Annotated in this window: 23 protein-coding genes; 1 reads left to right on the top strand and 22 read right to left on the bottom strand. The window is 39.2% G+C overall.

The window, feature by feature from the left end:
* Window positions 1-422: 422 nt before the first annotated feature.
* Together I6F48_RS18575 and I6F48_RS18570 are read right to left on the bottom strand one after the other, a co-directional pair.
* Window positions 423-2,216, bottom strand: coding sequence for a choice-of-anchor I family protein (locus I6F48_RS18575; RefSeq protein WP_197120032.1), 1,794 nt, complete (start codon window positions 2,214-2,216; stop codon window positions 423-425).
* 82 nt (window positions 2,217-2,298) lie between these two features.
* Window positions 2,299-3,528, bottom strand: a complete 1,230-nt coding sequence (locus tag I6F48_RS18570; protein ID WP_165729261.1) for an acyltransferase family protein — start codon at window positions 3,526-3,528, stop codon at window positions 2,299-2,301.
* 144 nt (window positions 3,529-3,672) lie between these two features.
* Between I6F48_RS18570 and I6F48_RS18565 the strand changes: the two genes are divergently transcribed.
* The gene (locus I6F48_RS18565) at window positions 3,673-4,515 is read left to right on the top strand and encodes a LytR/AlgR family response regulator transcription factor (protein WP_165740119.1); all 843 of its coding nucleotides are present in this window, start codon (window positions 3,673-3,675) and stop codon (window positions 4,513-4,515) included.
* 27 nt (window positions 4,516-4,542) lie between these two features.
* On the opposite strand, the gene glmU is transcribed toward I6F48_RS18565, so the two are convergent.
* The 20 genes from glmU to rpmH form a co-directional block, all read right to left on the bottom strand.
* Window positions 4,543-5,901: a bifunctional UDP-N-acetylglucosamine diphosphorylase/glucosamine-1-phosphate N-acetyltransferase GlmU gene (gene glmU / locus I6F48_RS18560; RefSeq protein ID WP_101163105.1), complete on the bottom strand. Its 1,359-nt coding sequence runs from the start codon at window positions 5,899-5,901 to the stop codon at window positions 4,543-4,545.
* A gap of 293 nt (window positions 5,902-6,194) precedes the next feature.
* Complete coding sequence (locus I6F48_RS18555) at window positions 6,195-6,617, bottom strand: F0F1 ATP synthase subunit epsilon (RefSeq protein ID WP_165729264.1); 423 nt, start codon at window positions 6,615-6,617, stop codon at window positions 6,195-6,197.
* A 13-nt stretch (window positions 6,618-6,630) separates the two neighbouring features.
* Window positions 6,631-8,016 (bottom strand): F0F1 ATP synthase subunit beta, encoded by a 1,386-nt coding sequence (atpD, locus tag I6F48_RS18550; RefSeq protein WP_007585971.1) that lies wholly within the window; start codon window positions 8,014-8,016, stop codon window positions 6,631-6,633.
* A gap of 33 nt (window positions 8,017-8,049) precedes the next feature.
* On the bottom strand, window positions 8,050-8,910 hold the full coding sequence (atpG, locus tag I6F48_RS18545) for a F0F1 ATP synthase subunit gamma (protein ID WP_007585974.1): 861 nt from the start codon (window positions 8,908-8,910) through the stop codon (window positions 8,050-8,052).
* A 60-nt stretch (window positions 8,911-8,970) separates the two neighbouring features.
* Entirely contained in the window at window positions 8,971-10,512 is a 1,542-nt protein-coding gene (atpA, locus tag I6F48_RS18540) for a F0F1 ATP synthase subunit alpha (protein ID WP_007585976.1), read from the bottom strand.
* Window positions 10,513-10,526: 14 nt separating this feature from the next.
* Window positions 10,527-11,060: a F0F1 ATP synthase subunit delta gene (gene atpH, locus I6F48_RS18535; RefSeq protein ID WP_197120031.1), complete on the bottom strand. Its 534-nt coding sequence runs from the start codon at window positions 11,058-11,060 to the stop codon at window positions 10,527-10,529.
* 16 nt (window positions 11,061-11,076) lie between these two features.
* A complete protein-coding gene (gene atpF / locus I6F48_RS18530) occupies window positions 11,077-11,547 on the bottom strand; it encodes a F0F1 ATP synthase subunit B (RefSeq protein ID WP_004335264.1) in 471 nt (156 codons plus the stop codon).
* Window positions 11,548-11,588: 41 nt separating this feature from the next.
* Window positions 11,589-11,834, bottom strand: a complete 246-nt coding sequence (gene atpE, locus I6F48_RS18525) for a F0F1 ATP synthase subunit C (RefSeq protein WP_442960991.1) — start codon at window positions 11,832-11,834, stop codon at window positions 11,589-11,591.
* Window positions 11,835-11,903: 69 nt separating this feature from the next.
* Complete coding sequence (gene atpB / locus I6F48_RS18520; RefSeq protein WP_197120030.1) at window positions 11,904-12,761, bottom strand: F0F1 ATP synthase subunit A; 858 nt, start codon at window positions 12,759-12,761, stop codon at window positions 11,904-11,906.
* A gap of 15 nt (window positions 12,762-12,776) precedes the next feature.
* Entirely contained in the window at window positions 12,777-13,157 is a 381-nt protein-coding gene (locus I6F48_RS18515; RefSeq protein WP_165729265.1) for an ATP synthase subunit I, read from the bottom strand.
* Window positions 13,158-13,299: 142 nt separating this feature from the next.
* A complete protein-coding gene (locus tag I6F48_RS18510; RefSeq protein ID WP_165729267.1) occupies window positions 13,300-14,223 on the bottom strand; it encodes a ParB/RepB/Spo0J family partition protein in 924 nt (307 codons plus the stop codon).
* Between the two features lie 20 nt (window positions 14,224-14,243).
* Complete coding sequence (locus I6F48_RS18505) at window positions 14,244-15,029, bottom strand: ParA family protein (RefSeq protein ID WP_004335235.1); 786 nt, start codon at window positions 15,027-15,029, stop codon at window positions 14,244-14,246.
* Between the two features lie 14 nt (window positions 15,030-15,043).
* Window positions 15,044-15,664: a 16S rRNA (guanine(527)-N(7))-methyltransferase RsmG gene (gene rsmG / locus I6F48_RS18500; protein WP_007585988.1), complete on the bottom strand. Its 621-nt coding sequence runs from the start codon at window positions 15,662-15,664 to the stop codon at window positions 15,044-15,046.
* Between the two features lie 15 nt (window positions 15,665-15,679).
* Complete coding sequence (gene mnmG, locus I6F48_RS18495; protein ID WP_197120029.1) at window positions 15,680-17,569, bottom strand: tRNA uridine-5-carboxymethylaminomethyl(34) synthesis enzyme MnmG; 1,890 nt, start codon at window positions 17,567-17,569, stop codon at window positions 15,680-15,682.
* 428 nt (window positions 17,570-17,997) lie between these two features.
* Window positions 17,998-18,447 carry an FMN-binding protein MioC gene (gene mioC / locus I6F48_RS18490; protein WP_024591277.1) on the bottom strand — a complete coding sequence of 150 codons (450 nt, stop codon included), beginning with the start codon at window positions 18,445-18,447 and terminating at the stop codon, window positions 17,998-18,000.
* Between the two features lie 1,105 nt (window positions 18,448-19,552).
* Complete coding sequence (gene mnmE, locus I6F48_RS18485) at window positions 19,553-20,917, bottom strand: tRNA uridine-5-carboxymethylaminomethyl(34) synthesis GTPase MnmE (RefSeq protein WP_197120028.1); 1,365 nt, start codon at window positions 20,915-20,917, stop codon at window positions 19,553-19,555.
* A 135-nt stretch (window positions 20,918-21,052) separates the two neighbouring features.
* Window positions 21,053-22,690 carry a membrane protein insertase YidC gene (gene yidC, locus I6F48_RS18480; protein ID WP_165722847.1) on the bottom strand — a complete coding sequence of 546 codons (1,638 nt, stop codon included), beginning with the start codon at window positions 22,688-22,690 and terminating at the stop codon, window positions 21,053-21,055.
* 8 nt (window positions 22,691-22,698) lie between these two features.
* Window positions 22,699-22,974 carry a membrane protein insertion efficiency factor YidD gene (gene yidD / locus I6F48_RS18475; RefSeq protein WP_008138026.1) on the bottom strand — a complete coding sequence of 92 codons (276 nt, stop codon included), beginning with the start codon at window positions 22,972-22,974 and terminating at the stop codon, window positions 22,699-22,701.
* Between the two features lie 129 nt (window positions 22,975-23,103).
* Window positions 23,104-23,526 carry a ribonuclease P protein component gene (rnpA, locus tag I6F48_RS18470; RefSeq protein WP_007584204.1) on the bottom strand — a complete coding sequence of 141 codons (423 nt, stop codon included), beginning with the start codon at window positions 23,524-23,526 and terminating at the stop codon, window positions 23,104-23,106.
* A gap of 7 nt (window positions 23,527-23,533) precedes the next feature.
* Window positions 23,534-23,668: a 50S ribosomal protein L34 gene (gene rpmH / locus I6F48_RS18465; RefSeq protein WP_004335215.1), complete on the bottom strand. Its 135-nt coding sequence runs from the start codon at window positions 23,666-23,668 to the stop codon at window positions 23,534-23,536.
* Between the last annotated feature and the right edge of the window lie 28 nt (window positions 23,669-23,696).

Here is a 23,696-nt window from a genome sequence, read left to right as displayed (position 1 = left end):
CCCACACAGATGATTGCTTTATATTGTTAAAGAACGTTTTGAGTCGCTTTAGCGTCTCAAGGGATGCGAATAATACACCCTTTATTTTTCGAGTCAACACTTAGTTTTAAACTTTCTTTTTGGAAGATTTAAAACCGAAGTTTTACTTAACTCTCTGAGTAGTTCGTGCCTCGCTATGCGTTGGCGTTTCCTGTCTCAGTGGGGTCGCATTATAGGGAGATTCGAGCGGGGGTCAATGTTTTATTTCAGCTTTTTGACAATTAAATGAATTTAGTATGAAAGCTATACAAATAAAGGGCTGCAGGATACTTTTAGTTTAAAAAACACTCATAATTTATGTATCAATTGATGATGTATTAGTAAGGTTTAAACTAAGCTGTATGTTAAACAAACAACACACAGTTTTATTTAAAATTAAAGATTTATTTAGATGCTATTTCCCATACGGCAATAGAGCCTGATATTTCATTTCCAACAATTAAGAGTGGATTTCCTGTTGCACTTTGCTCTGCTGAAACGAATACCATTCCTTCAGGTGCTAAATCGCCTGTAATATTCGCTCCTTTAATTAAGCCTCTATTATAGAAGTAGTCTTCAAATTGCACATTGTATGGATTAGTAATGTCGTAAACCATAATACCGCCCATACGTTCTAATCCAACAAAAGCAAATGTACGATCGTCAATTTTACCAATAGTCAGCGCTTCAGGCTCTGCGCCTTTATCATCTGAACGTGAGTCACCTTTGTTTTCATCTTCATTATTGTTAAATGATTCACCATGCACCGATGCTGTTATACGTGCTATATCGTCACCTGAATCAAAAACCACCAGCCCATTGCTATCCCAAATAGTAAAAGAACGTGCGCCATAGCCGTAAAGCGATTCGTATTGTCCGTCGTTATTGGTATCGCCTTTTATTGTTGTTACTTTTAAGCGACCAATATCATCATCGTCATTATTTAAGTAATCAAAATTAGTAGCAAGAGTTAAGTCTTCAACGCGGCTTTCATCTATATAAGCTAAGCAGCCATCGTCTTTATCGTAATCAAGTCCGCCCTTTGCTATACAGTCTGCTTCATCCGTTGTATCAAAAAAGTATTCTCTTGCGTCACCTTCGTTGGCAGTGACTATAAAGTTAGCGCCTTTCCAACTAAAGCTTGAGATAGTGTCGGGCTGGTACATACCATAGAGCCCTGGGTATGATTTAAAATTCACGCCGCCGTCTTTATCTGAGGCATCAAGTTGTAAGCTTGACCAATCTTTAAAGCCTAAGCCCTTTAGCTCAAGACTGTTGTCTTGTAGGTTAACTATTGCAAGTGCATTGTTTTCTTGAATAGATACATAAGCATATTTGTTATCTTTAGAAATGCTAACGTACTCGGGCTCTAAATCCATAGCTACGGTGGTATTTATTAGATTACCGTTAATAGTACGACCATTTGGGTTTGCAAAAACTACCCCTTGCGCTTCTAGTTCGGTTTGTTTGTTGTTATAGGCTTTAAAATCAATATTTATTGCTGTATCGGCTATTACATTATTTGTTATATCGATAATACTAATAGAACCTTCAGGATCTACGCTGTAGTCATCACTTGGTTCACCTTCGTTAGCAACCACTGCTTTTGCGCCATCATGGGTGAACGTCACCATGTCTGGTAAAAATCCGACTGTAACATTTTTAATAAATACAGGTGAGTCGCCGCTTATATCGTAAAAAGCAATTTGACCTGTATCACCCGTGCTTTCAGCAGCCATTGCCACTGCAAGTAGATTGTTATTTTCATCAATAGCAATGCTGTTTGCATCGCCTTGGGTGAACTCGTTTAAAGACAACGTAATAATGGACGTTAAATTTGTGGCGTTTATAACCCCTTCGTTATCTTTAACGAGTGCGGCAGTATCAAAGGTGTCGGCGGGTAAAATATTAACAACAGCGTCATCACCTGAACTGTTAATAGCGTAAATCCATTTTTTAGATGCTTGATATGCAACTATTTCAGCTGCACCTTCTGGGCTTTGTGCATTTAATACACCTCTACCCACAAGGTTAATATTTAATGCTGAATTGGCATTTATACCATTTAACCCATTAGTTCCATCTGTGCCTTGTTCTCCCTGTAATCCTTGAGAGCCGTTTTGACCATCGTCACCATCAAGTGAGCAACCAGTGAGAACAGATATAAGTGACAGCGCAATAATTGATTTTTTAAACATGTAATTTTCCTTAGTATTGTATTTACTAAATATCAACACACAGGCATGACAAGATTATGGCAGTTTTAATACAGCCCTTAGCCTAAGTAATTAGCTTATACGCTAGCGGAGTTATTAAAATTAAAGCGGCCGTATAGCCAATCGTTTTTACAGTCGGGGAATAATTTCGTTTAATTGCAACCCCTAGCAAAGGTCTAAGTACATCAATACGTGTAATACCCCATGTAATAACACCGCAAAAAGACCAAGTCCCTGTAATAATGATGAATGGTTCAGCAACAGGCCCTAAACTTAAAGGCTGTAGTAAAAAACACAAAACAATCAAAATGCTTTGATGCAATAAATAAAAGGGAAACACCCATACATTGAGCTGTTTTAAATAGTAAGTATTAAAATTTAAAAATCGACGAGCGAGCGCAAGTACAAAAAATATACCTACAACACGTTGAATATTGTAGCTAGCGCTTAAAATAAAATGAGGAAGAGTAAACACCTTCTGATAACTTAATATTATAAGTACAAACAAAACCGTAAAACTCAAAGCCAGTAATACCAAGTTTTTATTTAAGCAGTTCCAAAAGTAAGTGTTTTTAGCAAGTATGTATCCTGCGAGTAACAGTATTAAGCCGTTAGTCTCTCTGATTGAATCGCCAGTTAAGTAATGGCTTGTAAATAGTACGGCAATAGTGAGCAAGGTAATTAAAAGCCCAAATGACATACCCCCCTTAGCAAATGTTTTTAAAGGCGCAATAAAGGGCAAGCGTGCAAAAAGAGTTAAAACAATAATGATCAGCATAAATTGCCACAACGAGCGCAAATACCATAAGTGATTTACATCCACATTCGGCCACACTCCAGACTGATAATTAATAAAAAGCGTATTGTTAGTCTCTATAAAAGCTAAATAAAATTGCCAATAGCTAATATCAATAACACCTTGCTGTGACATTTCTGCAAACAGCTGTAAAGGCACTATTAACCATAACCCCACCAGCAAGGGTAATAGTAAAAAAATAGAGCGGTATAAGGTGAAATGTAACCAAGACTTAAAGCTGCTTACTTTATCAATCATAAAACGCAGTGCTACGCCCGATATAAACCAAATGAGCAACATGCGCCAAGGTGAAAACACCAACATTAAATATTCAACATACTGTGATGTATAATTACTCTTAAAATGAAACCCCCAGTTTTCGCTATACAACATGCCAATGTGATAAAAAATTAGCGACGCAAATGCGATTACCCTAAGCCAATCAAGATAATATTTACGCGAATTAACTAATGAAGGTTGTTGTACTTGAGTGCTCATGCTTTTACTACTTTATGTATGTTATGCGTTATTCATACCTAAAGATCTCGCTAAAACTATCTATAAGTGCTTATATTACAAGCAATAGTGATAAAAGGTGGTATACAGGGATAAGCGTGCCACGTCAGCAATAAGCATACATTTATGAACCTACAGCACTTTCAACGTTTTCAAAGCATTTACGCATCATTATTACTGTGTGCTTACGTATTAATTAATAATACAGTAAACGCTACAACCCAAATAATGGAAGCCCAAAGAGAAGGGGCTTTAACTTTTTTAATGTGGGAGCCATTTGTTTGGGAGTATTCAAGTGCCTTGAGTACTTTGCTTATATTCCCTATTTTAATTTGGTTTTTAAGACACTTATCTTTTAATTGGCAAAATATTACGGCCTCATTAGGTATGTACTTTGGTGTCTCTATTATATTTAGCGTGTTACACGTTGGTATTATGGTAGGGGTTCGTAAATTCATATATTTGTTGAATGATGGGTCTTACAACTTTGGACTTAGCTGGTTTGAGCTTATTTATGAATACCAGAAAGACGCTATAAGCTTTGTGTTTTTCATCGTACTTATCAAAGTATATCAATATGTGGTGCAGCAGTTACTAGGTGAAGCCTCTTCAATTGAAGAAAGTGAGCAGCAAACAACATCGACCATAAACCGCCTATTAGTTAAAAAGCTCGGAAAAGAATTCATTATAAAAATAGAGGATGTTGATTGGCTTGAATCATCGGGTAATTATGTAAACCTACATATAGGCTCACGTATATATCCGTTAAGGGCAACGCTTACAGCATTAAGTAAACAACTTGAAGTGCAGGGGTTTTGTAGAATTCACCGCAGCCATGGCGTAAAACTCGATAAAGTGGAGTCCATTACACCACTACCCAGTGGCGACAGTGAAATAAAACTAACAACAGGTAAAGTACTTAACTTGTCTAGACGCTATAAAGAGCAATTTAAACTTCAGCTAAAATAAAAAAGGCTACCTAAGTAGCCTCTATTGTTATTTTTTAACTGGGCGTTTCCAACCCGTTAAATTACGCTGTTTAGAGCGTGCAATTGCTAATTGGTCATCTTCAACGGTACTGGTGATCACAGAGCCTGCACCAATTGTTGCAGTTGCACCTATATTTACTGGAGCAACGAGTGATGAATTAGAACCAATAAAGGCATTATCGCCAATAATAGTTTTTGCTTTGTTAACACCATCGTAGTTACAGGTAATAGTGCCAGCGCCAATATTCACTTTTTCGCCAATTTCAGCATCACCTAAATAACTTAAGTGGTTGGCTTTAGAGCCTTTACCTAGTCGGGTTTTTTTCATCTCAACAAAGTTACCAATGTGTGAGTCTTCTTCCATTACAGCGCCTGGGCGAAGGCGAGCATAAGGACCAAGCGTACACTTATCTGCAACTGTGGCATCTTCAATCAGTGTATTAGCTTTAATAATAACGTTATCGCCAATGCTACAATTTTTAAGGACACAGTTAGGGCCAATTTGTACGTTGTTACCAAGCGTGACTGTGCCTTCAAAAATAACGTTTACGTCGATAAGTACATCTTCACCGGTGGTAACTGTTCCTCGCACATCAATACGCGCAGGATCAGCAAGTGTTGCACCATTTAACATTAACTCTTCTGCTTGCCATGCTTGATAAGCGCGCTCTAAGCCTGCAAGTTGTACGCGGTTATTTGCGCCTTCAACTTCCATTGCATGGTCTGGCTGAGCTGAAGTGATTTCTACGCCTTCACTGTGAGCCATTGCAACGATATCTGTTAAGTAGTACTCGCCTTGTGCATTATTGTTAGATAAGTTACCTAACCATGTTTTTAATAGCTTACCGTTAACAGCCATAATGCCTGTATTTACTTCGTTAATAAGTAACTGTTCTGGGCTTGAATCTTTTTGCTCAACAATACCAACTAACTTACCACCGGCACGAAGCATTCGACCATAGCCATTTGGGTTTACTAAATTTACCGTTAATACAGCTAAACCATTTTTAGGTGTTGCGGCTAATAAACGCTCTAGTGTTGATTGCTTTGTTAGTGGTACATCACCGTATAAAATTAATACCGTGTCTTCATCATTAACATGAGAGTTGGCTTGCGCTACTGCGTGGCCAGTACCAAGTTGTTCAGCTTGAAGTACCCAATTTACATTGTTATCGGCAAGTTGTTGTTGTAATAGTTCGCCGCCGTGTCCGTAAACTAGGTTTGTAGTCGTTGCACCTAATGCCATCGCATTATCAATAACGTGCTGCACCATTGGTTTACCTGCAACTTTGTGCAAAACTTTAGGTAAAGCAGAGCGCATACGAGTACCTTTACCCGCAGCAAGAATAATAGTTGTTAGAGCCATTAAAACAATTTCCTTTTTTCGTTGTTTTAGCTAAATAAGTCTTATGTTTGATCAGAAGATTACGTAAATCACTTCTTGTGCAAATACTCAGTAGGTTAGTTTATTAGTACTGAATCTTGACTGAAAAAACACACTTAATTGGATGACGTTATTGTAGCGAGGATTCCGGCAGGATATAAGTGTAAAAGTGTAAAAGTGTAGATAATAATCGGACTAAGGTATTTAGTGTAAATACAAAAGTAACAGGCACAAAAAAGCCCACTTAAAGTGGGCTTTTTACAAACCGGGTAGGCTTACTTGTAACGTAATTGCTGAATTACGCGTAACTGAGCAACTGCTTCTGCCAGTCGCGTAGCCGCTTGCTGATAATCAAACTCAACAGCTGACGAATTCGCCATATGTTCTTCAGCTTCACGTTTAGCTTTTTGTACAGAATCTTCATCTAAATCTTCACCACGAACCGCAGTATCTGCAAGAATCGTGATGTGATTTGGTTGAACTTCTAATGTACCGCCAGCAACATATATCACATCTTCGTGACCAAATTGCTTAACTAAACGTACCATACCAGGTTTAAGGGCAGTTAGTAGTGGAGCATGGCCTAGGTTTACACCCAGCTCGCCTTCACTACCAGATACTTGAATCGATTCAACAAGACCAGAGAACAAACTCTGCTCAGCGCTTACTACGTCAAGATGTACAGTCATAGCTGTCATACTACCCTCCTAGTTACATGCCTTTGGCTTTTTCTTGAGCTTCTTCGATAGAGCCAACCATGTAGAACGCTTGCTCTGGCATATCATCAAATTCACCGTTTAAGATGCCTTTAAAGCCAGAAATTGTATCTTTTAGTGATACGTATTTACCAGACGCGCCTGTAAACACCTCTGCCACGAAGAATGGCTGAGATAGGAAACGTTGGATTTTACGTGCACGAGATACAAGTTGCTTATCTTCGTCAGAAAGCTCGTCCATACCTAGGATTGCAATGATGTCTTTAAGTTCTTTATAACGCTGAAGAACTGTTTGAACGCCACGTGCTGTATCGTAGTGCTCTTGACCAATTACTTGTGGGTCAAGTTGACGTGAAGATGAATCAAGTGGGTCTACCGCTGGGTAGATACCAAGTGACGCGATATCACGTGAAAGTACTACTGTTGCGTCTAAGTGAGCAAAGGTAGTTGCTGGAGATGGATCCGTTAAATCATCCGCAGGTACGTATACCGCTTGGATTGATGTAATTGAACCCGTCTTAGTAGAAGCGATACGCTCTTGAAGCACACCCATTTCTTCAGCAAGTGTAGGCTGGTAACCTACCGCTGATGGCATACGACCAAGTAGTGCAGATACTTCTGTACCAGCAAGAGTATAACGGTAGATGTTATCTACGAAGAAAAGTACATCGCGACCTTCATCACGGAACTTTTCAGCCATAGTAAGACCAGTTAACGCTACGCGTAAACGGTTACCAGGAGGCTCGTTCATCTGACCGTATACAAGCGATACTTTATCAAGTACGTTTGAATCGTTCATCTCATGGTAGAAATCGTTACCCTCACGTGTACGCTCACCAACACCTGCGAATACTGAGTAGCCGCTATGCTCGATTGCGATGTTACGGATAAGTTCCATCATGTTTACAGTTTTACCAACACCGGCACCACCGAATAAACCAACTTTACCACCTTTAGCAAACGGACATACAAGGTCGATAACCTTGATACCAGTTTCTAAAAGTTCAACTGAACTTGATTGCTCTTCGTATGAAGGTGCTGCACGGTGAATAGACATACGGTCTTCTTCGCCGATTGGACCCGCTTCATCGATTGGCTCACCAAGTACGTTCATGATACGACCAAGTGTTGCTTTACCAACTGGAACTTGAATCGATTCACCTGTATTCATAACTAAAGCACTACGACGTAAACCATCAGTAGTACCCATAGCGATAGTACGCACTACACCGCCACCTAGCTGTTGTTGAACTTCTAGAGTCAAACCAGCTAAATCGCCATCTGTTACTCTTAGTGCGTGGTATACCGCTGGCACGCTATCTTGTGGAAATTCAATATCCACAACGGCGCCGATAATTTGGACGACCTTACCTAAACTCATGTCTATTCCTCTCGTTAATCTTTACCCGAAGCATTAAACTGCTGCTGAGCCAGAACAAATCTCACTAATTTCTTGTGTGATTGCTGCTTGGCGAGCCTTGTTATAAACAAGCTGTAGCTCGTCCATAAGGTCACCTGCGTTATCAGTTGCAGCTTTCATTGCAACCATACGAGCAGCCTGTTCAGAGGCAGCATTTTCTACCACACCTTGGTATGCTTGAGACTCAATAAAGCGTACTAACAAAGACTCTAAAATAGCCTCTGGATTTGGCTCGTATAAGTAATCCCATGTGTGAGCAGATACTTCTTCTTCAGCTTTTGGCAAAGGGAGTAACTGATCTATAATTGGCTCTTGCCTCATGGTATTAACGAATTTGTTATATACCAAGAATAAACGGTCTATTTTGCCTTCAGAAAATGCATCAAGCATAACTTTTACAGGACCAATAACGTCTTGTACTGAAGGTTTATCTCCTAGGCCCGCTTTTTTAGCGAGTAGTTGACCACCAAAACGTTGAAAGAAGCCAGCTGCTTTACTACCTAAAGTAGCAAATTCAGCATCAACACCTTTTTCTTTCCACGCTTTAACATCAAGTGCAACTTTCTTAAACTCGTTTGAGTTTAGACCGCCACACAGACCACGGTCTGTAGAGATAACAATATAACCAACTCGTTTCACTTCACGATCTTTTAAGAACGGGTGAGTAAAATCAAGATTTGCTTGAGCAACACGACCAATTACTTCACGTAATTTGTCAGCGTATGGACGGCTTGAAGCAACGCGTTCTTGCGCCCTTTTCATTTTAGACGCAGCAACCATTTCCATTGCGCTAGTGATCTTTTGAGTATTTTTAATACTCCCGATCTTGCTTTTAATCTCTTTTCCGCTGGCCATGACTCTCTCTCCGAATCAAGGTGTGCTTTAGTTTCCTAAAGCGCACCATTAATAACTAAATTACCAAGTTTGCGTAGACTTGAACTTCGTTAGAAGTTCTTTAAGCTGCGCTTCGATCTCGGCATTCAAGTTACCAGTTTCATTGATTTGAGCCACAAGCTCTGCGTATGTGCTATTTGCATACGAAAGTAAAGCTGCTTCAAAGTCACCGATTTTCGCGATTTCGATGTCTTGAAGGAAGCCTTTTTCAGCAGCAAATAACGACAAAGACATATCAGCAACAGACATTGGCGCGTACTGTTTCTGCTTCATTAGCTCTGTTACACGCTCACCATGCTCAAGTTGAGCACGAGTTGCATCATCAAGGTCAGACGCGAACTGCGAGAACGCAGCTAATTCACGGTACTGAGCTAGGGCTAGACGAATACCGCCACCTAGTTTCTTAACGATTTTAGTTTGTGCAGCACCACCAACACGCGATACCGAGATACCAGCATTTACTGCCGGACGGATACCTGAGTTGAATAAGTCAGTTTCTAAGAAGATCTGACCATCGGTGATAGAGATAACGTTAGTCGGTACGAACGCAGAAACGTCGCCGCCTTGAGTTTCAATGATTGGCAATGCCGTCAATGAACCAGTTTTACCTTTCACTTCACCATTAGTGAACTTTTCAACGTAATCTGCGTTTACACGCGATGCACGCTCTAAAAGACGAGAGTGAAGGTAGAATACGTCACCTGGGTATGCTTCACGCCCTGGTGGACGCTTAAGTAGTAATGAAATTTGACGGTAAGCAACTGCTTGCTTAGACAAATCATCATATACGATTAATGCGTTTTCACCACGGTCACGGAAGTATTCACCCATAGTACAGCCCGCGAACGGTGCTAAGTACTGAAGTGCCGCAGATTCAGAAGCAGATGCAACAACTACGATAGTATTTGCTAGTGCACCATGCTCTTCTAATTTACGAACTACGTTTGCAATAGTAGATGCTTTTTGACCAATCGCAACGTACACACACTTAACGCCTGTGTCTTTTTGATTGATGATTGCATCGATTGCTAGTGCAGTTTTACCTGTTTGGCGATCCCCAATGATAAGTTCACGTTGACCACGACCAACTGGAATCATCGCATCAATAGATTTATAACCAGTTTGAACTGGCTCATCTACAGATTTACGCTCGATTACACCTGGTGCAATTTTTTCTACAGGTTCAAACCCGTCGTTATCTAGAGCGCCTTTACCATCGATTGGAGCACCTAGTGTGTTTACAACACGACCAAGTAAACCAGGACCAACAGGAACTTCTAAAATACGACCAGTTGTATATACTTTTACGCCTTCAGTAAGGTCAGCGTACGGACCCATTACTACTGCACCAATTGAGTCGCGCTCAAGGTTTAGTGCGATAGCATAACGGCTGCCAGGAAGCTCAATCATTTCACCTTGCATACAGTCAGCAAGACCGTGGATGCGGATGATACCGTCAGTAACAGATACAATAGTACCTTCGTTACGAGCTTCACTTACAACTTCGAACTTCTCAATACGTTGTTTGATCAGATCTGAAATTTCAGTGGAATTAAGTTGCATGCTCTTTTTCCCAATTACGATTGTAGTGTTGTAGCTAAGCGGTTTAATTTACCGCGAATAGTACCGTCGATTACAGTGTCGCCAGACCTAATAATAAGTCCACCAACCACTGACGCGTCTTCACTACAATTCAGCTTAACTTTGCGTGCGAAACGTTTTTCAAGTGCCGCTACCAATGACTCTTGTTGCGCAGCAACAAGAGGAGTTGCAGAAATCACATCTACTTCGATTTCTTTATCGTATTCTGCTTTAAATTCAGCAAATAACTGTGCAACTTCAGGTAGAGCTGTCAAACGTCCATTTTCAGCCATCACCTTAACTAGGTTCTGACCTTGTTCGTTGAGCTGCTCAGCACAAAGTTGAATAAATAATTCAGCTTGTGCAGTAGCTGTAGGCATACCTGCTAAAGCAGATGATGCTTGTTCATTGCTGGCTACGTGGCCTGCAAAGAACAACATATCGTTCCAGCTTTCAAGAGTGCCTTTCTCAACGGCAAGTTCAAAAGCCGCTTTAGCGTATGGGCGAGCGATAGTAGTCAAATTAGACATGCTCATACCCTCCTAATTACAGCTCAGCGACAAGTTTTTCAACGATGTCACTATGTGCGGCTTGATTAATTTCACGCTCTAAAATACGTTCTGCACCAATCACTGCCAGAGTTGCTACTTGCTTACGTAGCTCTTCTGTTATGCGATTACGTTCAGACTCAACTTCAGAGTGCCCTTGAGCAATGATACTTTCACGCTCTTGCTGACCACGAAGTGTTTCTTCGTCAACAATTAGCACTGCACGCTTTTTAGCTTGATCAATGATATCAGCCGCTTGAGCTTTTGCATCTTTAAGCTGTTCAGCAGCTTTCTTTTGCGCAAGTTCTAAGTCTTTTTCGGCTCTATCAGAGGCAGCTAAACCATCTTCGATTTTTTTCTGGCGAGCTTCAATTGCACCGTTTAGTGGTGGCCATACGTATTTCATACAAAATAATACGAACACCGTAAACGCAATCAATTCACCGATAAGAGTGGCGTTTAAATTCACAACCGCTCCTCCTTAAATAGTAAGCTGTTCAAAAAATAAAATTAAAGTACGAACAACAATACCATAGCGATACCAACACCAATCATTGCTACAGCATCGATTAGACCAGCAAGGATAAACATTTTAACTTGTAGCGAAGGTGCAAGCTCAGGTTGACGCGCACATGCTTCAAGGAATTTACCGCCCATGTTACCAAAACCGATTGCTGTGCCGATTGCACCAAAACCAATTAGTAAAGCTACTGCGATGTACTTAATTGCTTCAGGCATTGATAATACTTGTTCCATTTTTTTCTCCAAAGTTTCAATTGTAAATTAAAGTTAAATATTAAAAGTTATAAAAATTAAAGTTGTAAATTAGTGATTATCTGAGCTTGCCATGCTTAGGTATACAATCGTTAGCATCATAAATAAGAATGCTTGTAATGTAATAACTAAGATGTGGAATACTGCCCAAACAAAATGCAATGGTAATTGCATAAAACCGATAGCGCCGATCAAGATGAAAATCAACTCACCCGCATATAAGTTACCAAACAAACGTAATGCTAATGAAAACGGTTTAGAAACGAGTGCAATCAGTTCAAGTAATAAGTTAAATGGTATCAAAATAATTTGAACAAACATGTTATTTGAGCTGAACGGATGAAGCGTTAACTCTTTAATAAACCCGCCAATGCCTTTTATTTTGATTGAGTAACCAATCATCAAAATAAATACACCTAGCGCTAGCGCTGAAGTCATATTGATATCAGTAGTAGGTACAATTTTCATGTACACATCGTGTGAATCCATACCAAATGCAGTTTCACCAACGAAACCTGCAAATGCTGGTAAAAAGTCAACTGGGATTAAATCCATTAAGTTCATTAAGAACACCCAAACGAAAATCGTTAAGGCTAATGGTGCAATAAGCTTGCTTCTACCATGGAAAGTATCGCGTACGTTGTCACCAACGAATTCTACGATTATTTCAATAAAACACTGAAACTTACCAGGTACACCTAGTGTTGATTTTTTAGCGGCACTACGGAAGATCCATAAAAATAATAGACCTAATCCGATAGACCATGCGAGGGTATCTATATGCCATGTCCAGAAACCACTATCCGTACATGCTTTGTTGAAGGCGAGACCTGTATCGGTCGAACACATCTTAGCATTGGTCAAATGGTGCTGGATATGGCCAGATAGAGTAACTTCTTCTGCTGCCATGTTATATCCCAAAAGTTAATGTTTAAAAAAAACGGGGGCGAACAATCCAGTAAATAGCGCCAGTATATAAGTACTAAAAAAAGGTAATAAAATTACCGGAAAATGCTTCAGTACTAGCGCAAACAATACGATTGTTAGCATAAACTTTAATCCGTTGCCGCGTTTCAACGAGGCATACGCTTGATTTGCTCGGCTTGCACCCATATATCTGAATGCATAAAGCGCAAATACAAAGTGCGGAAGTACTGCTACAGCTCCACCAACAAGTGATGAAAGCCCTGCATTGACTCCCGAACTAAAAAAAATAATTACAGCAGCAACTAATGCTACAACACCCTGAAGGCAAATTAACTTTAATACGGCAAGTCGATATGGACTTGCTAACTTGTCAGTCACGTTTAGTTAACCTTTATTGCGTTCTAATTGTTAGGGTGTGAAAACTGGCGAAATTATACTTAATCCTGCCAGTTTTGCAACTTGAGTAGACGCTTTGTAACACGAAATAGCTACAAATGTCCCTTTTCAGACATGTAATAAATTAATGGTGGGTATTGTCGTGATTGATACGATTTAAAATGCCGTCAAGTTCATCTAAATTAGTATAAGAAATAACAAGCTTACCTTTGCCTTTTTTATTGTAGTTAATCTCTACTTTGGCACCTAGGTTTTCAGCGAGTTGTTGCTCTAACTGCTTAACATCAGGATCTTTTTCGGTTACTTCTTTAGCAGGTACAGGCTCTAAGATAGAACGTACGAGCTTTTCAGTTTCTCGAACGGTTAGTGCTTTAGCAACCGCTAAACGAGCAGCATCTGACTGCGCTTCACCTTCAAGAGCTAACAGACAACGAGCATGGCCCATTTCGATATCGCCATGTTCTAACAGAATTTTTACATCGTTATTTAAATTATTTAAACGCAGTAAATTAGTTACTGTTGTACGTGATTTACCAACGGCATCGGCTACTTGCTGATGTGTTAGTTCAAATTCTATAAGTAAACGATTAAGTGCAACCGCTTCTTCCATAGCATTTAAATCTTCACGCTGAATATTTTCTATCAGTGCAATCGCAACGGCAGCTTCATCAGGTACATCTTTAATAATACAAGGCACTGTTTCAAGCTTAGCTATTTGCGCAGCGCGCCAACGACGCTCACCAGCAATAATTTCGAAGCTATTGTGTGCAATAGGGCGCACAACAATGGGTTGAATAATACCTTGTGAGCGAATAGAACTAGCAAGCTCTTCTAACGCCTCTTCAGACATGTCTTTACGAGGTTGGTATTTACCCGAGTGTAAAAACTCTATTGGGAGTTTTTGTAATTCACTATTATTAGCCGCAGCATTTTGCACAGCCTCAGAAACGTTTGATGTGTCTTGTTCCTTGCTTGGGCTTGGTGCAGGCTTTGACGAACTTAAAAGTGCATCGAGTCCTCGGCCTAAACCTCGTTTTTTAGCAGACATGTTATTTTTTTACCTCAAAGTTAGGCGACAACGGACGCTGTTTTTTCTTTTCTGCGTAACATTTCACCAGCGAGTGCTAAATATGCTTTAGCGCCACTTGATGCCCGGTCATAGTACATAGCAGGAGTACCAAAACTAGGTGCTTCAGCTAAACGAACATTACGCGGGATCACCGTACGGTATACTTTATCGCCAAAATGTTGTTTTAATTGTTCTGATACATCATTTGCCAAACGGTTACGCGGGTCGTACATAGTACGAAGTATGCCTTCAATTTGTAAGCTAGGATTCACTAACTTAGCAAGCTGCGTAATCGTATCCATTAATGCGGTTAACCCTTCAAGTGCATAATACTCACACTGCATTGGCACTAAAATAGAATCAGCTGCGGCCATTGCATTAACAGTTAACATATTTAGAGAGGGTGGACAGTCGATAAAAATAAATTCGTACTGGTCCTGAATTTTTTCAAGTGCATTACGTAAACGCACTTCACGGGCAAATAATTCCATCAATTTAACTTCTGCAGCGGTTACATCACCGTTTGCAGCAATCATATGGTATTCGCCAGACGTTTCTTTAATGATAACGTCTTCTATAGGTTTATCTTCAATAAGTAGGTCGTAAATAGTTGGCACGTCGCCATACTTATCTACGCCACTACCCATAGTCGCATTACCTTGCGGATCGAGATCAATTAACAGCACTTTACGTTTCGTTGCAGCCATAGACGCAGCGAGGTTAACAGCGGTTGTAGTTTTACCCACTCCACCTTTTTGATTTGCTAATGCGATGACTTTTGCCACTGTGTCTCTGATCCCTAGTCTTTAGAAAGAATAATTAAATGTCGTTGTGCATCCAAATTAGGTACTTCTAATGCAATTTTTTGCTCAAACTTAACGCCTGCAGGTAGTGACTCTAGCTCTTCGCTAGGGAACACGCCTTTAAGTGCTATAAATTTACCCGAATGATCGATTAAGTGCGAACACCAGTCAACCATATCTTGTAATGAAGCAAAAGCACGACTTAGTACGCCGTCTAATTTAACACTTGGTTGATATTCTTCAACTCTTGACTGAACCGGGGTTACATTATCAAGACCAAGCTCATGTTTAACATGCATTAAAAATCGTACACGTTTACCTAAGCTATCTAATAACACAAAATGTGTATTAGGTAATGCAATTGCTAATACGATACCCGGTAATCCAGGACCCGTTCCAACATCAATATAATGATGACCGGGTAAGTGAGGCGCAACAACTAAGCTATCCATAATATGCTTAATCATCATTTCTTCAGGTAAGCGTACAGAAGTTAAGTTATAAGCTTTATTCCACTTATTTAATAACTCGACGTAACGAACTAGCTGTTGCTGTTGTTTTTCTGTTAGCGCAATATCAGTTTGCGCTAACAATGTAGTTAATTGTTGCTGTAACACTATGTACCCTTATCGTTACGCAGATTTGCGTAATAAGCCTTGCTTCTTCAGATACACTAATAATAGCGAAATCGCCGCTGGGGTGATACCAGAAATACGCGATGCTTGGCCAATAGTGTCAGGACGTGATTCAATAAGCTTAGCAACTACCTCATTTGATAAACCAGATACGGTTTTATAATCAAACTCTTTTGGTAAAATTGTTTGCTCGTGACGAAGCTGTTTGTTGATCTCATCTTGTTGACGCGCAATATAACCTGCGTATTTAGTATGGATCTCAACTTGTTCAAGCGCTGCTTTATTTGTAAATTCAGATCCTAATCCGTCAATAGCCATAAGATCGTTATAACGAATCTCAGGACGACGCAATAATTCTTCTAAACTTGCTTCACGCGTAAGCGGTGTTTTCAGTAATGCGTTTACTTGATCTACAACAACGTGATCTTTATGGATCCACGTATCTTTAATACGTTGCTTCTCTTTTTCGATTACTTCCATTTTTTCGTTAAATGCCTGCCAGCGCTCGTCATTAACCAAACCTAGCTCACGGCCTTTTTCAGTTAAACGAATATCAGCATTATCTTCACGAAGTAATAAACGGTATTCGGCACGGCTGGTAAACATGCGGTACGGTTCTTTTGTACCGAGAGTTGCTAAGTCGTCGATTAATACACCCACGTAAGCTTCATCACGACGTGGTGTCCAAGAGTCTTTACCTTGCACTTTTAGCGCCGCATTCATGCCTGCAATTAAACCTTGTGCACCCGCTTCTTCATAGCCGGTAGTACCGTTAATTTGACCCGCAAAAAATAAACCTTCAATAAATTTAGTTTCTAAAGATTGTTTTAAATCACGTGGATCAAAGTAATCATATTCAATTGCGTAACCAGGTCGACAAATATGTGCATTTTCAAAACCTGTAATCGATTGCACAATTTCAAGTTGTACATCAAACGGTAAACTAGTCGAAATACCATTTGGGTATAATTCGTATGATGTTAAACCTTCAGGCTCAACAAATATTTGATGTTTATCTTTATCTGCAAAACGAACAATTTTATCTTCAATTGAAGGGCAGTATCGTGGACCAATACCTTCAATAACACCTGAGTACATAGGTGAGCGATGTAAGTTTTTACGAATAACATCATGTGTTTTTTCGTTTGTGTAAGTTATGTAACACGGTATCTGTTGTGGGTGATCTGATTGTTTACCCATAAACGAAAACACAGGAGTTGGTGTATCACCTGGCTGTGCTTCCATTTTTGTAAAATCAACAGTACGTGCATCAATACGTGGAGGTGTACCTGTTTTTAAACGATCAACTCTAAATGGATGTTCACGTAAGCGATCAGCTAAAGCGATTGAAGGAGGATCGCCTGCACGACCGCCTTTATAATTTTCTAAACCAATATGAATTAAGCCGCCTAAAAAAGTACCCACGGTTAAAACAACACTTGGTGCACTAAAACGTAAACCCATTTGAGTTACTACGCCAGTAACACGATCGTTTTCAACAATAAGATCATCACATGATTGTTGAAAAATCTTAAGGTTATCTTGGTTTTGTAATGTTGTTTGAATAGCCGCTTTGTATAAAGCGCGATCTGCTTGTGCTCGAGTAGCACGAACAGCAGGTCCTTTTGAAGAATTTAGTGTACGAAATTGGATCCCGCCTTTATCAATGGCCTGTGCCATTGCACCACCAAGCGCGTCGATCTCTTTTACCAAATGACCTTTGCCAATCCCACCAATTGCTGGGTTGCAAGACATTTGACCAAGGGTATCCATATTGTGAGTCAGTAGCAGGGTATTCATCCCCATACGGGCAGCTGCTAATGCGGCTTCAGTGCCAGCATGTCCACCACCTACTACGATAACGTCAAAATTTTCGTGAAAAATCATTAATGGGATCCTACTTAAATCAAACCGGTAAACTTCAAAAGGGAGCGTATTCTACCTAGAAATTGGCAGAAGATAAATGATTAAACAAAGGGCAAGATCTAAGTATGTGATCTCTAATAATATAAAGGATCTTTTAAAGAGATCTTTTATTACTATTACTACTACTGATCGACTTTTCTGTTGATAAGGTTTAGATCTTCATTTAAAACATGAAATTAGATCAGATCTAAAGGTGTTAATATGATCGGATCATCCAGCAAATAAGCTCTGATCAAAAAGGCACTTTATGCACAGGGTTGAATCAGTTGGATCTTATCCAATGGATAAGCATGCTTTAAAACGCAGTTTATTCAATCTTTATCCACAAAACCTATTAAATTATTAGTAAATTGTGGGTAACTTTATATATAACTTTTTACTTGATCTATCTATTTTATGCCTGTTTGAGCTATCCAAGAGTCTAACCATGTTAATGCAGTGTCTTCTGGTAGTGCTTCATCGAGAATATTAAGCTCTAAACGTTCTGCTACTTTTATAGCGCCTTTTTGAGTTAATAAGGCATCTATATTACGTCCTGCTAGGTTATAAGTGTCATAACTAGTGTCGCCTAAAGCGATTACTGAATATTTTAATTCAGATAAATCATCTGCTTGAGTTACATCTTCAACAAAACTAATAAGATTTTCAGGGTAATCACCTGCACCATAAGTTGATGTGCAGATTAACCAAATGGTATTTTGCTGATCAATATCGCTAAATTCAGGTTGATCATGTAGTTGCGTAGTAATACCAAGGTTATTAAGCGCGTCGCTTAATTGCTCTGCAACATACTCGGCTGATCCCATTTGGCTGCCGACAATAAGATTTACTGAACTCATGAATATTAGTGATCACATTGGTTTTAATTGCCGCCTATGATAACTGAGTGAGGATAACAGTAAAGTTAAGAGTGCTTTTTTGTATAACTATTTTTGCGGTAATTTTACACTCATTCAAAATTGTGTCTTTAAGTTGTTGATAATATAGTGTTTAACAAATTATCTTTAAATGTAATCTTCTGATCAAGTTGTTGATAACAGTGGGGAAAGCTCTGCTTAAACTGTTTTTTTAGGTTGTTTTATATTCGCTAAGTTATTGATATTACTTGTCAGTAAGGAATTAAATTGTAAATATCTCAATTAAAAATACATGTTGATCATAATGTGGATATAAAGCCTGTTGATAACCTTAAATTTAGATCGAAAATAATTTTTAAAAATGATCTAATAAAGGAGATCTAATGAAATTAATTAAAAATAAGTTCATAAATAGATAAATTTCAATTGATCATGAGGTTTTTGCGGCTGATTTACCTAGTTTTGGTATTTATTTGAGCTGAAAATTAGGTATTGTGGATAAGTGATCTCGGTATTTTTAATTTTATGCGAATTTAGAGCTGCTATTTTTATTAATTTTGCTGGTGGAGTAAGCAGATCAAAAGTTTTGAATACTTAGCAGTTGAGTTATTTTATTTAAAAATCACAGTGATCATCAAATTATATGTTGTCAAAAGTAAGCTTTTTAGAGTATTAATCAGTGTTTTTTAGCTCTTTAATTGAGCGAATAGCATCATTTTTTGCGTGTATGAGGTGTGTTTTAGTGCATTTTTGTGAGCTAAAGTAAGTATAAGGAAGCCATTTATAACTACTTTTTGTATGACATATAACGCTATTAAAGCGTGCGGTTGTTTGAAAAGGCATCGGTTTTAGCCTTAATAATAGGTGTAATTTGTGCTATTAATTCCTCAATAAGCACTCTCAGTATTGCCTACTCTATATAATCTGACCTCTCTTAGCACGTAACAAAGGTAGTTTTGGATATGATTTTATTGGCAGTAATTTGCAGGCATCAGGTGTATAAATACATATTTTACAGCAGAATATTTTACATAAAAAAAGAGCACCTAAGTGCTCTTATAATAAAAATATATCTGTAATAGGGTGTTTATTTACCAATACAAAACGAGCTAAATATTTTGCCAAGTAAGTCGTCTGAGGTAAATTCACCGGTTATTTCATTCAAATACAGCTGTGTTAAACGCAGTTCTTCAGCGAGTATTTCACCAGCAATGTGCATTTCTAACTGTGTTTTACCCGTTTCTAAATGATACGCAGCACTTTCTAGTGCATCCAAATGACGACGGCGCGCCATAAAGCCACCTTCTGTTGCACCTTGAAAGCCTATACAAGCTTTTAAATGCTCGCGAACAAGTTCAATACCGTCAGCATTTTTAGCACTTAAGCTGATGACCGGGTATTGTTGTTCTTGCTCCATTCCTACTATGTCGCCCGATAAATCAGCTTTATTTCTGATGACCGTAACCCCCATACCTTCTGGTAATTTTGCCATAAATTCAGGCCAAATTTTGTGCGGGTCAGTATCTATAGTATCAGTGCCATCAAGCATAAATAAAACGCGGTCGGCTTGGTTTATTTCATCCCATGCACGCTCAATACCTATTTGTTCTACGCGGTCAGGGCTTTCACGAAGGCCTGCGGTATCTATAATATGCAGTGGCATACCATCTATATGTATATGCTCTCGTAGTACGTCGCGAGTGGTACCGGCTATTTCTGTTACGATTGCGGCTTCACGACCGGCTAGAGCGTTAAGCAGGCTTGATTTACCCGCATTAGGGCGACCTGCAATAACAACACGCATACCTTCGCGCATGATACTGCCTTGCTTGGCTTGGTTGGTTACAGTGTTAAGCTGAGTAATAATCGCGTCTAAGTCGCCTGACACTTTACCATCTGATAAAAAATCAATTTCTTCATCAGGAAAATCTATTGCCGCTTCTACATACATGCGTAAGTGAATTACTTTTTCTACGAGTGTTTCTATGTGCTTAGAAAATTCACCTTGGAGAGACTGTAGGGCGCTTTTAGCGGCTTGCTCGCTAGTGGCATTAATTAAGTCGGCGATGGCTTCTGCTTGTGTTAAATCAAGCTTGTCGTTCATAAATGCGCGCTCTGAGAACTCACCAGGCTTTGCTAAACGAACGCCCTCTATTTTACTAATTTCTTTAAGTAACATATCCAGTACTACAGGACCGCCGTGGCCTTGTAATTCAAGTACGTCTTCACCAGTAAATGAGTTAGGACCTGCAAAGTAAATGGCAATACCTTGATCAAGTTGCTCGCCAGCAAGGCTTTTAAATGGCACATAATCGGCGTAGCGAACTTTAGGTATTTTACCTACTACTTTTTCGGCGACACTTTTAGCAAGGCTACCTGAAACGCGAATAATACCAACACCACCACGTCCAGGTGCTGTTGCTTGTGCTGCAATTGTATCTTGATTGATCATGCTATTAATTTGCCAACGATGAGTAACTTTATGCCCGTATTGTAACCTATCGATTTATTTGTAGCGAATAGCTGTGGTGAAAAACAGGCAATAAAAAAGGCGACCGAAGTCGCCTTTATATAAGTAGGAGCTTAGTTAGCCTCTTACTTTAATTCCTTTCTTTTCCATGCCACGGTAGATGATTAACATCTGGACAATAGAAATAAGGTTAGACACTAACCAGTAAAGAACTAAACCAGATGGGAACCATAAGAAGAATACAGAGAAAATAACCGGCATAAAGGTCATCATTTTTTGCTGCATTGGATCAGTAACCGTCATAGGTTGTAGCTTTTGCGTCACAAACATACTCGCACCAAATAATATTGGTAATACGTAGTATGGGTCTTTCGCAGAAAGGTCAGTTAACCAAAAAATGAATTCAGCATGGCGAAGTTCAGTAGACTCTAAGAATACGTAGAACAAGGCTAAGAAAATTGGCATTTGTAGCAAAATAGGGAAACAGCCACCCATTGGGTTAACTTTTTCTTTTTTGTACATTTCCATAGTTGCTTGGCCGAACTTTTGACGGTCATCACCAAACTTTTCTTTAAGAGCTGCCATTTTAGGCTGTAGGGCACGCATTTTTGCCATTGAAGTGTATTGCGCTTTAGTAAGTGGGTACATTAACGATTTAACGATAATAGTGATGGCAATAATTGCTACACCCCAGTTACCTAAAATGCTGTGTAGCCATTTTAGCAATACAAATAAAGGTTGCGAGATAAAAAATAACCAACCGTAATCTACGGTTAGGTCTAGGTCTGGGTGAATCGCTTCAAGAATATCTGACTCTTTCGGACCCATATAATAAGTAGCAGTTAGTATTTGCTCACTACCAGCTTGAATATTTACAGCGGGATCTTTAGCACCAATAATAGCGGCATTACTTTTTGTAATTAAGCTATAAAGTGTATTTGATTGGTCCTGCATTGGAACCCAAGCACTTACAAAGTAATGTTGAATAAAGGCAACGTAACCACCTTGTGTGCTTTTATTTAGGTTTTTATCAGCCATATCTGAAAAACTATACTTTTCGTATTTTTCTTCATCAGTACCGTATGCTGCACCTAAATAGTTTTGATCAACCATGCTACCTTTTTCTTGTACGGTACGCTTAATTTGCGTGTATAGCTGTACTTGAAGAGGTGCGCTGGTAGTGTTGTTAATTTTGTATTCTAAGCCTACGTCATACTGACCTTTTTTGAATACATACGTTTTAGTAAAACTAACACCATTACTATCAGTAAACTGAAGTGGAACGCGAAGCTCATCACCCGTTAAGGTATATGACTTTTGTTCGGTATTGTAAGTAGGGCGACCGTTAGCTGATGCGTCAGGGCCATTTAAGCCAATTAAGCCACTTTGTGAAAAGTATTGTTTGCCACCATCAAGCTGACCAAGAAGCATATAAGGCGTTTCACTGCCTTTTGTCTCTTCGTATTGAAGAAGGTCTGTTTCAACAATGTCACCGCCTTTGGTGTCAATTTTAACTTTAAAAACGTCAGTTGTAATTTCAATAACTGAACGCTTAGCTAAAGTTGCTGAAGCAGGTAACTCTGAATCTGACGATGAAGGAATATAATCATCCGACTCTGGTGAATTTGCTTGTAGTGTTTGTGTTGTGGCACTTGGATCGACTTTAGGCTTGTTGTAATCATTATCCCATTCTTGGAACAATAAAAACGACACTAGCATTAGGCCAATTAATAAAAACGTGCGTTGCGATTCCATAACAGCTCTTATTTCTCGTGTTGGTGGTTAATATGGGTTAATTTTTCAGGAACGGGGTCGTCTCCGCCTGAATGTAAAGGATGGCATTTTAATATGCGTTTTAAAGCTAACCAACTACCTTTTACCGATCCATGCAATTTAATTGCTTGAATAGCATAACTAGAACAGGTTGGATTAAAACGACAATGCGGACCTAACAGCGGGCTAATCCACTTTTGATAACCGCGGATAAATAACACTAAACAAAAAGTTGGTAAAGCAACAAGTGGTTTAAGTAACCTCATGATGTTTATGCCCCTACTTAAGTTTAGTGAGATAGATATCATGTATTTAAAGACTCAATTAGAAAATTTAAATGCATGATTAAAAGGTGAGCTAAAGATACATTAATTAACCCTGCAATTCTATTGCAATTAGGTTTGTTTGTTAGATTTAGCTGATTTGTTTGGGCGTTTTTTAAAAGGTGGCGGTTTAGGTGCACCTGGTTTACAGCGTTCGTTAATTTTTCGCCATAATTTAGTAAGTTGTTTGGTTATTTCTTCATTAGACTGCTCATCAATACCATTTTTAACCATAAGCACAATATCAATATTATCGATGCTGTGTTGATTTAAACGAAAACTTTCGCGAGCGAGACGTTTAATACGGTTTCGTTGGCATGCCTTTTTTACACGTTTTTTAGCAACAGTAAGACCTAACCGAGGTTTTTCTTGGTCATTTGGTTTAGCTAATAGAGTAAAGAAAGGAGTTGCAGCCCGAGCGGGTTCATTAAATATGCGAGAGTAATGCGAGGGAGTTAACAGACGTAACTCCCTGCCAAAGCTAAAGTCTTCCACTTATAAATTAAGCAGAAAGAACTTTGCGGCCTTTAGCGCGGCGACGTGCTAATACTTTACGGCCATTTACAGTTGCCATGCGAGCACGGAAGCCGTGTGCACGTTTGCGTTTTAAAACGCTAGGTTGAAAAGTTCTTTTCATAACAATCTCATCCGATCGGTTAAAGTTA

The organism is Pseudoalteromonas sp. SWYJ118 (assembly GCF_015864505.1).
Lineage (GTDB): Bacteria > Pseudomonadota > Gammaproteobacteria > Enterobacterales > Alteromonadaceae > Pseudoalteromonas > Pseudoalteromonas arctica.
This window is presented reverse-complemented; position numbering and strand designations above follow the sequence as displayed.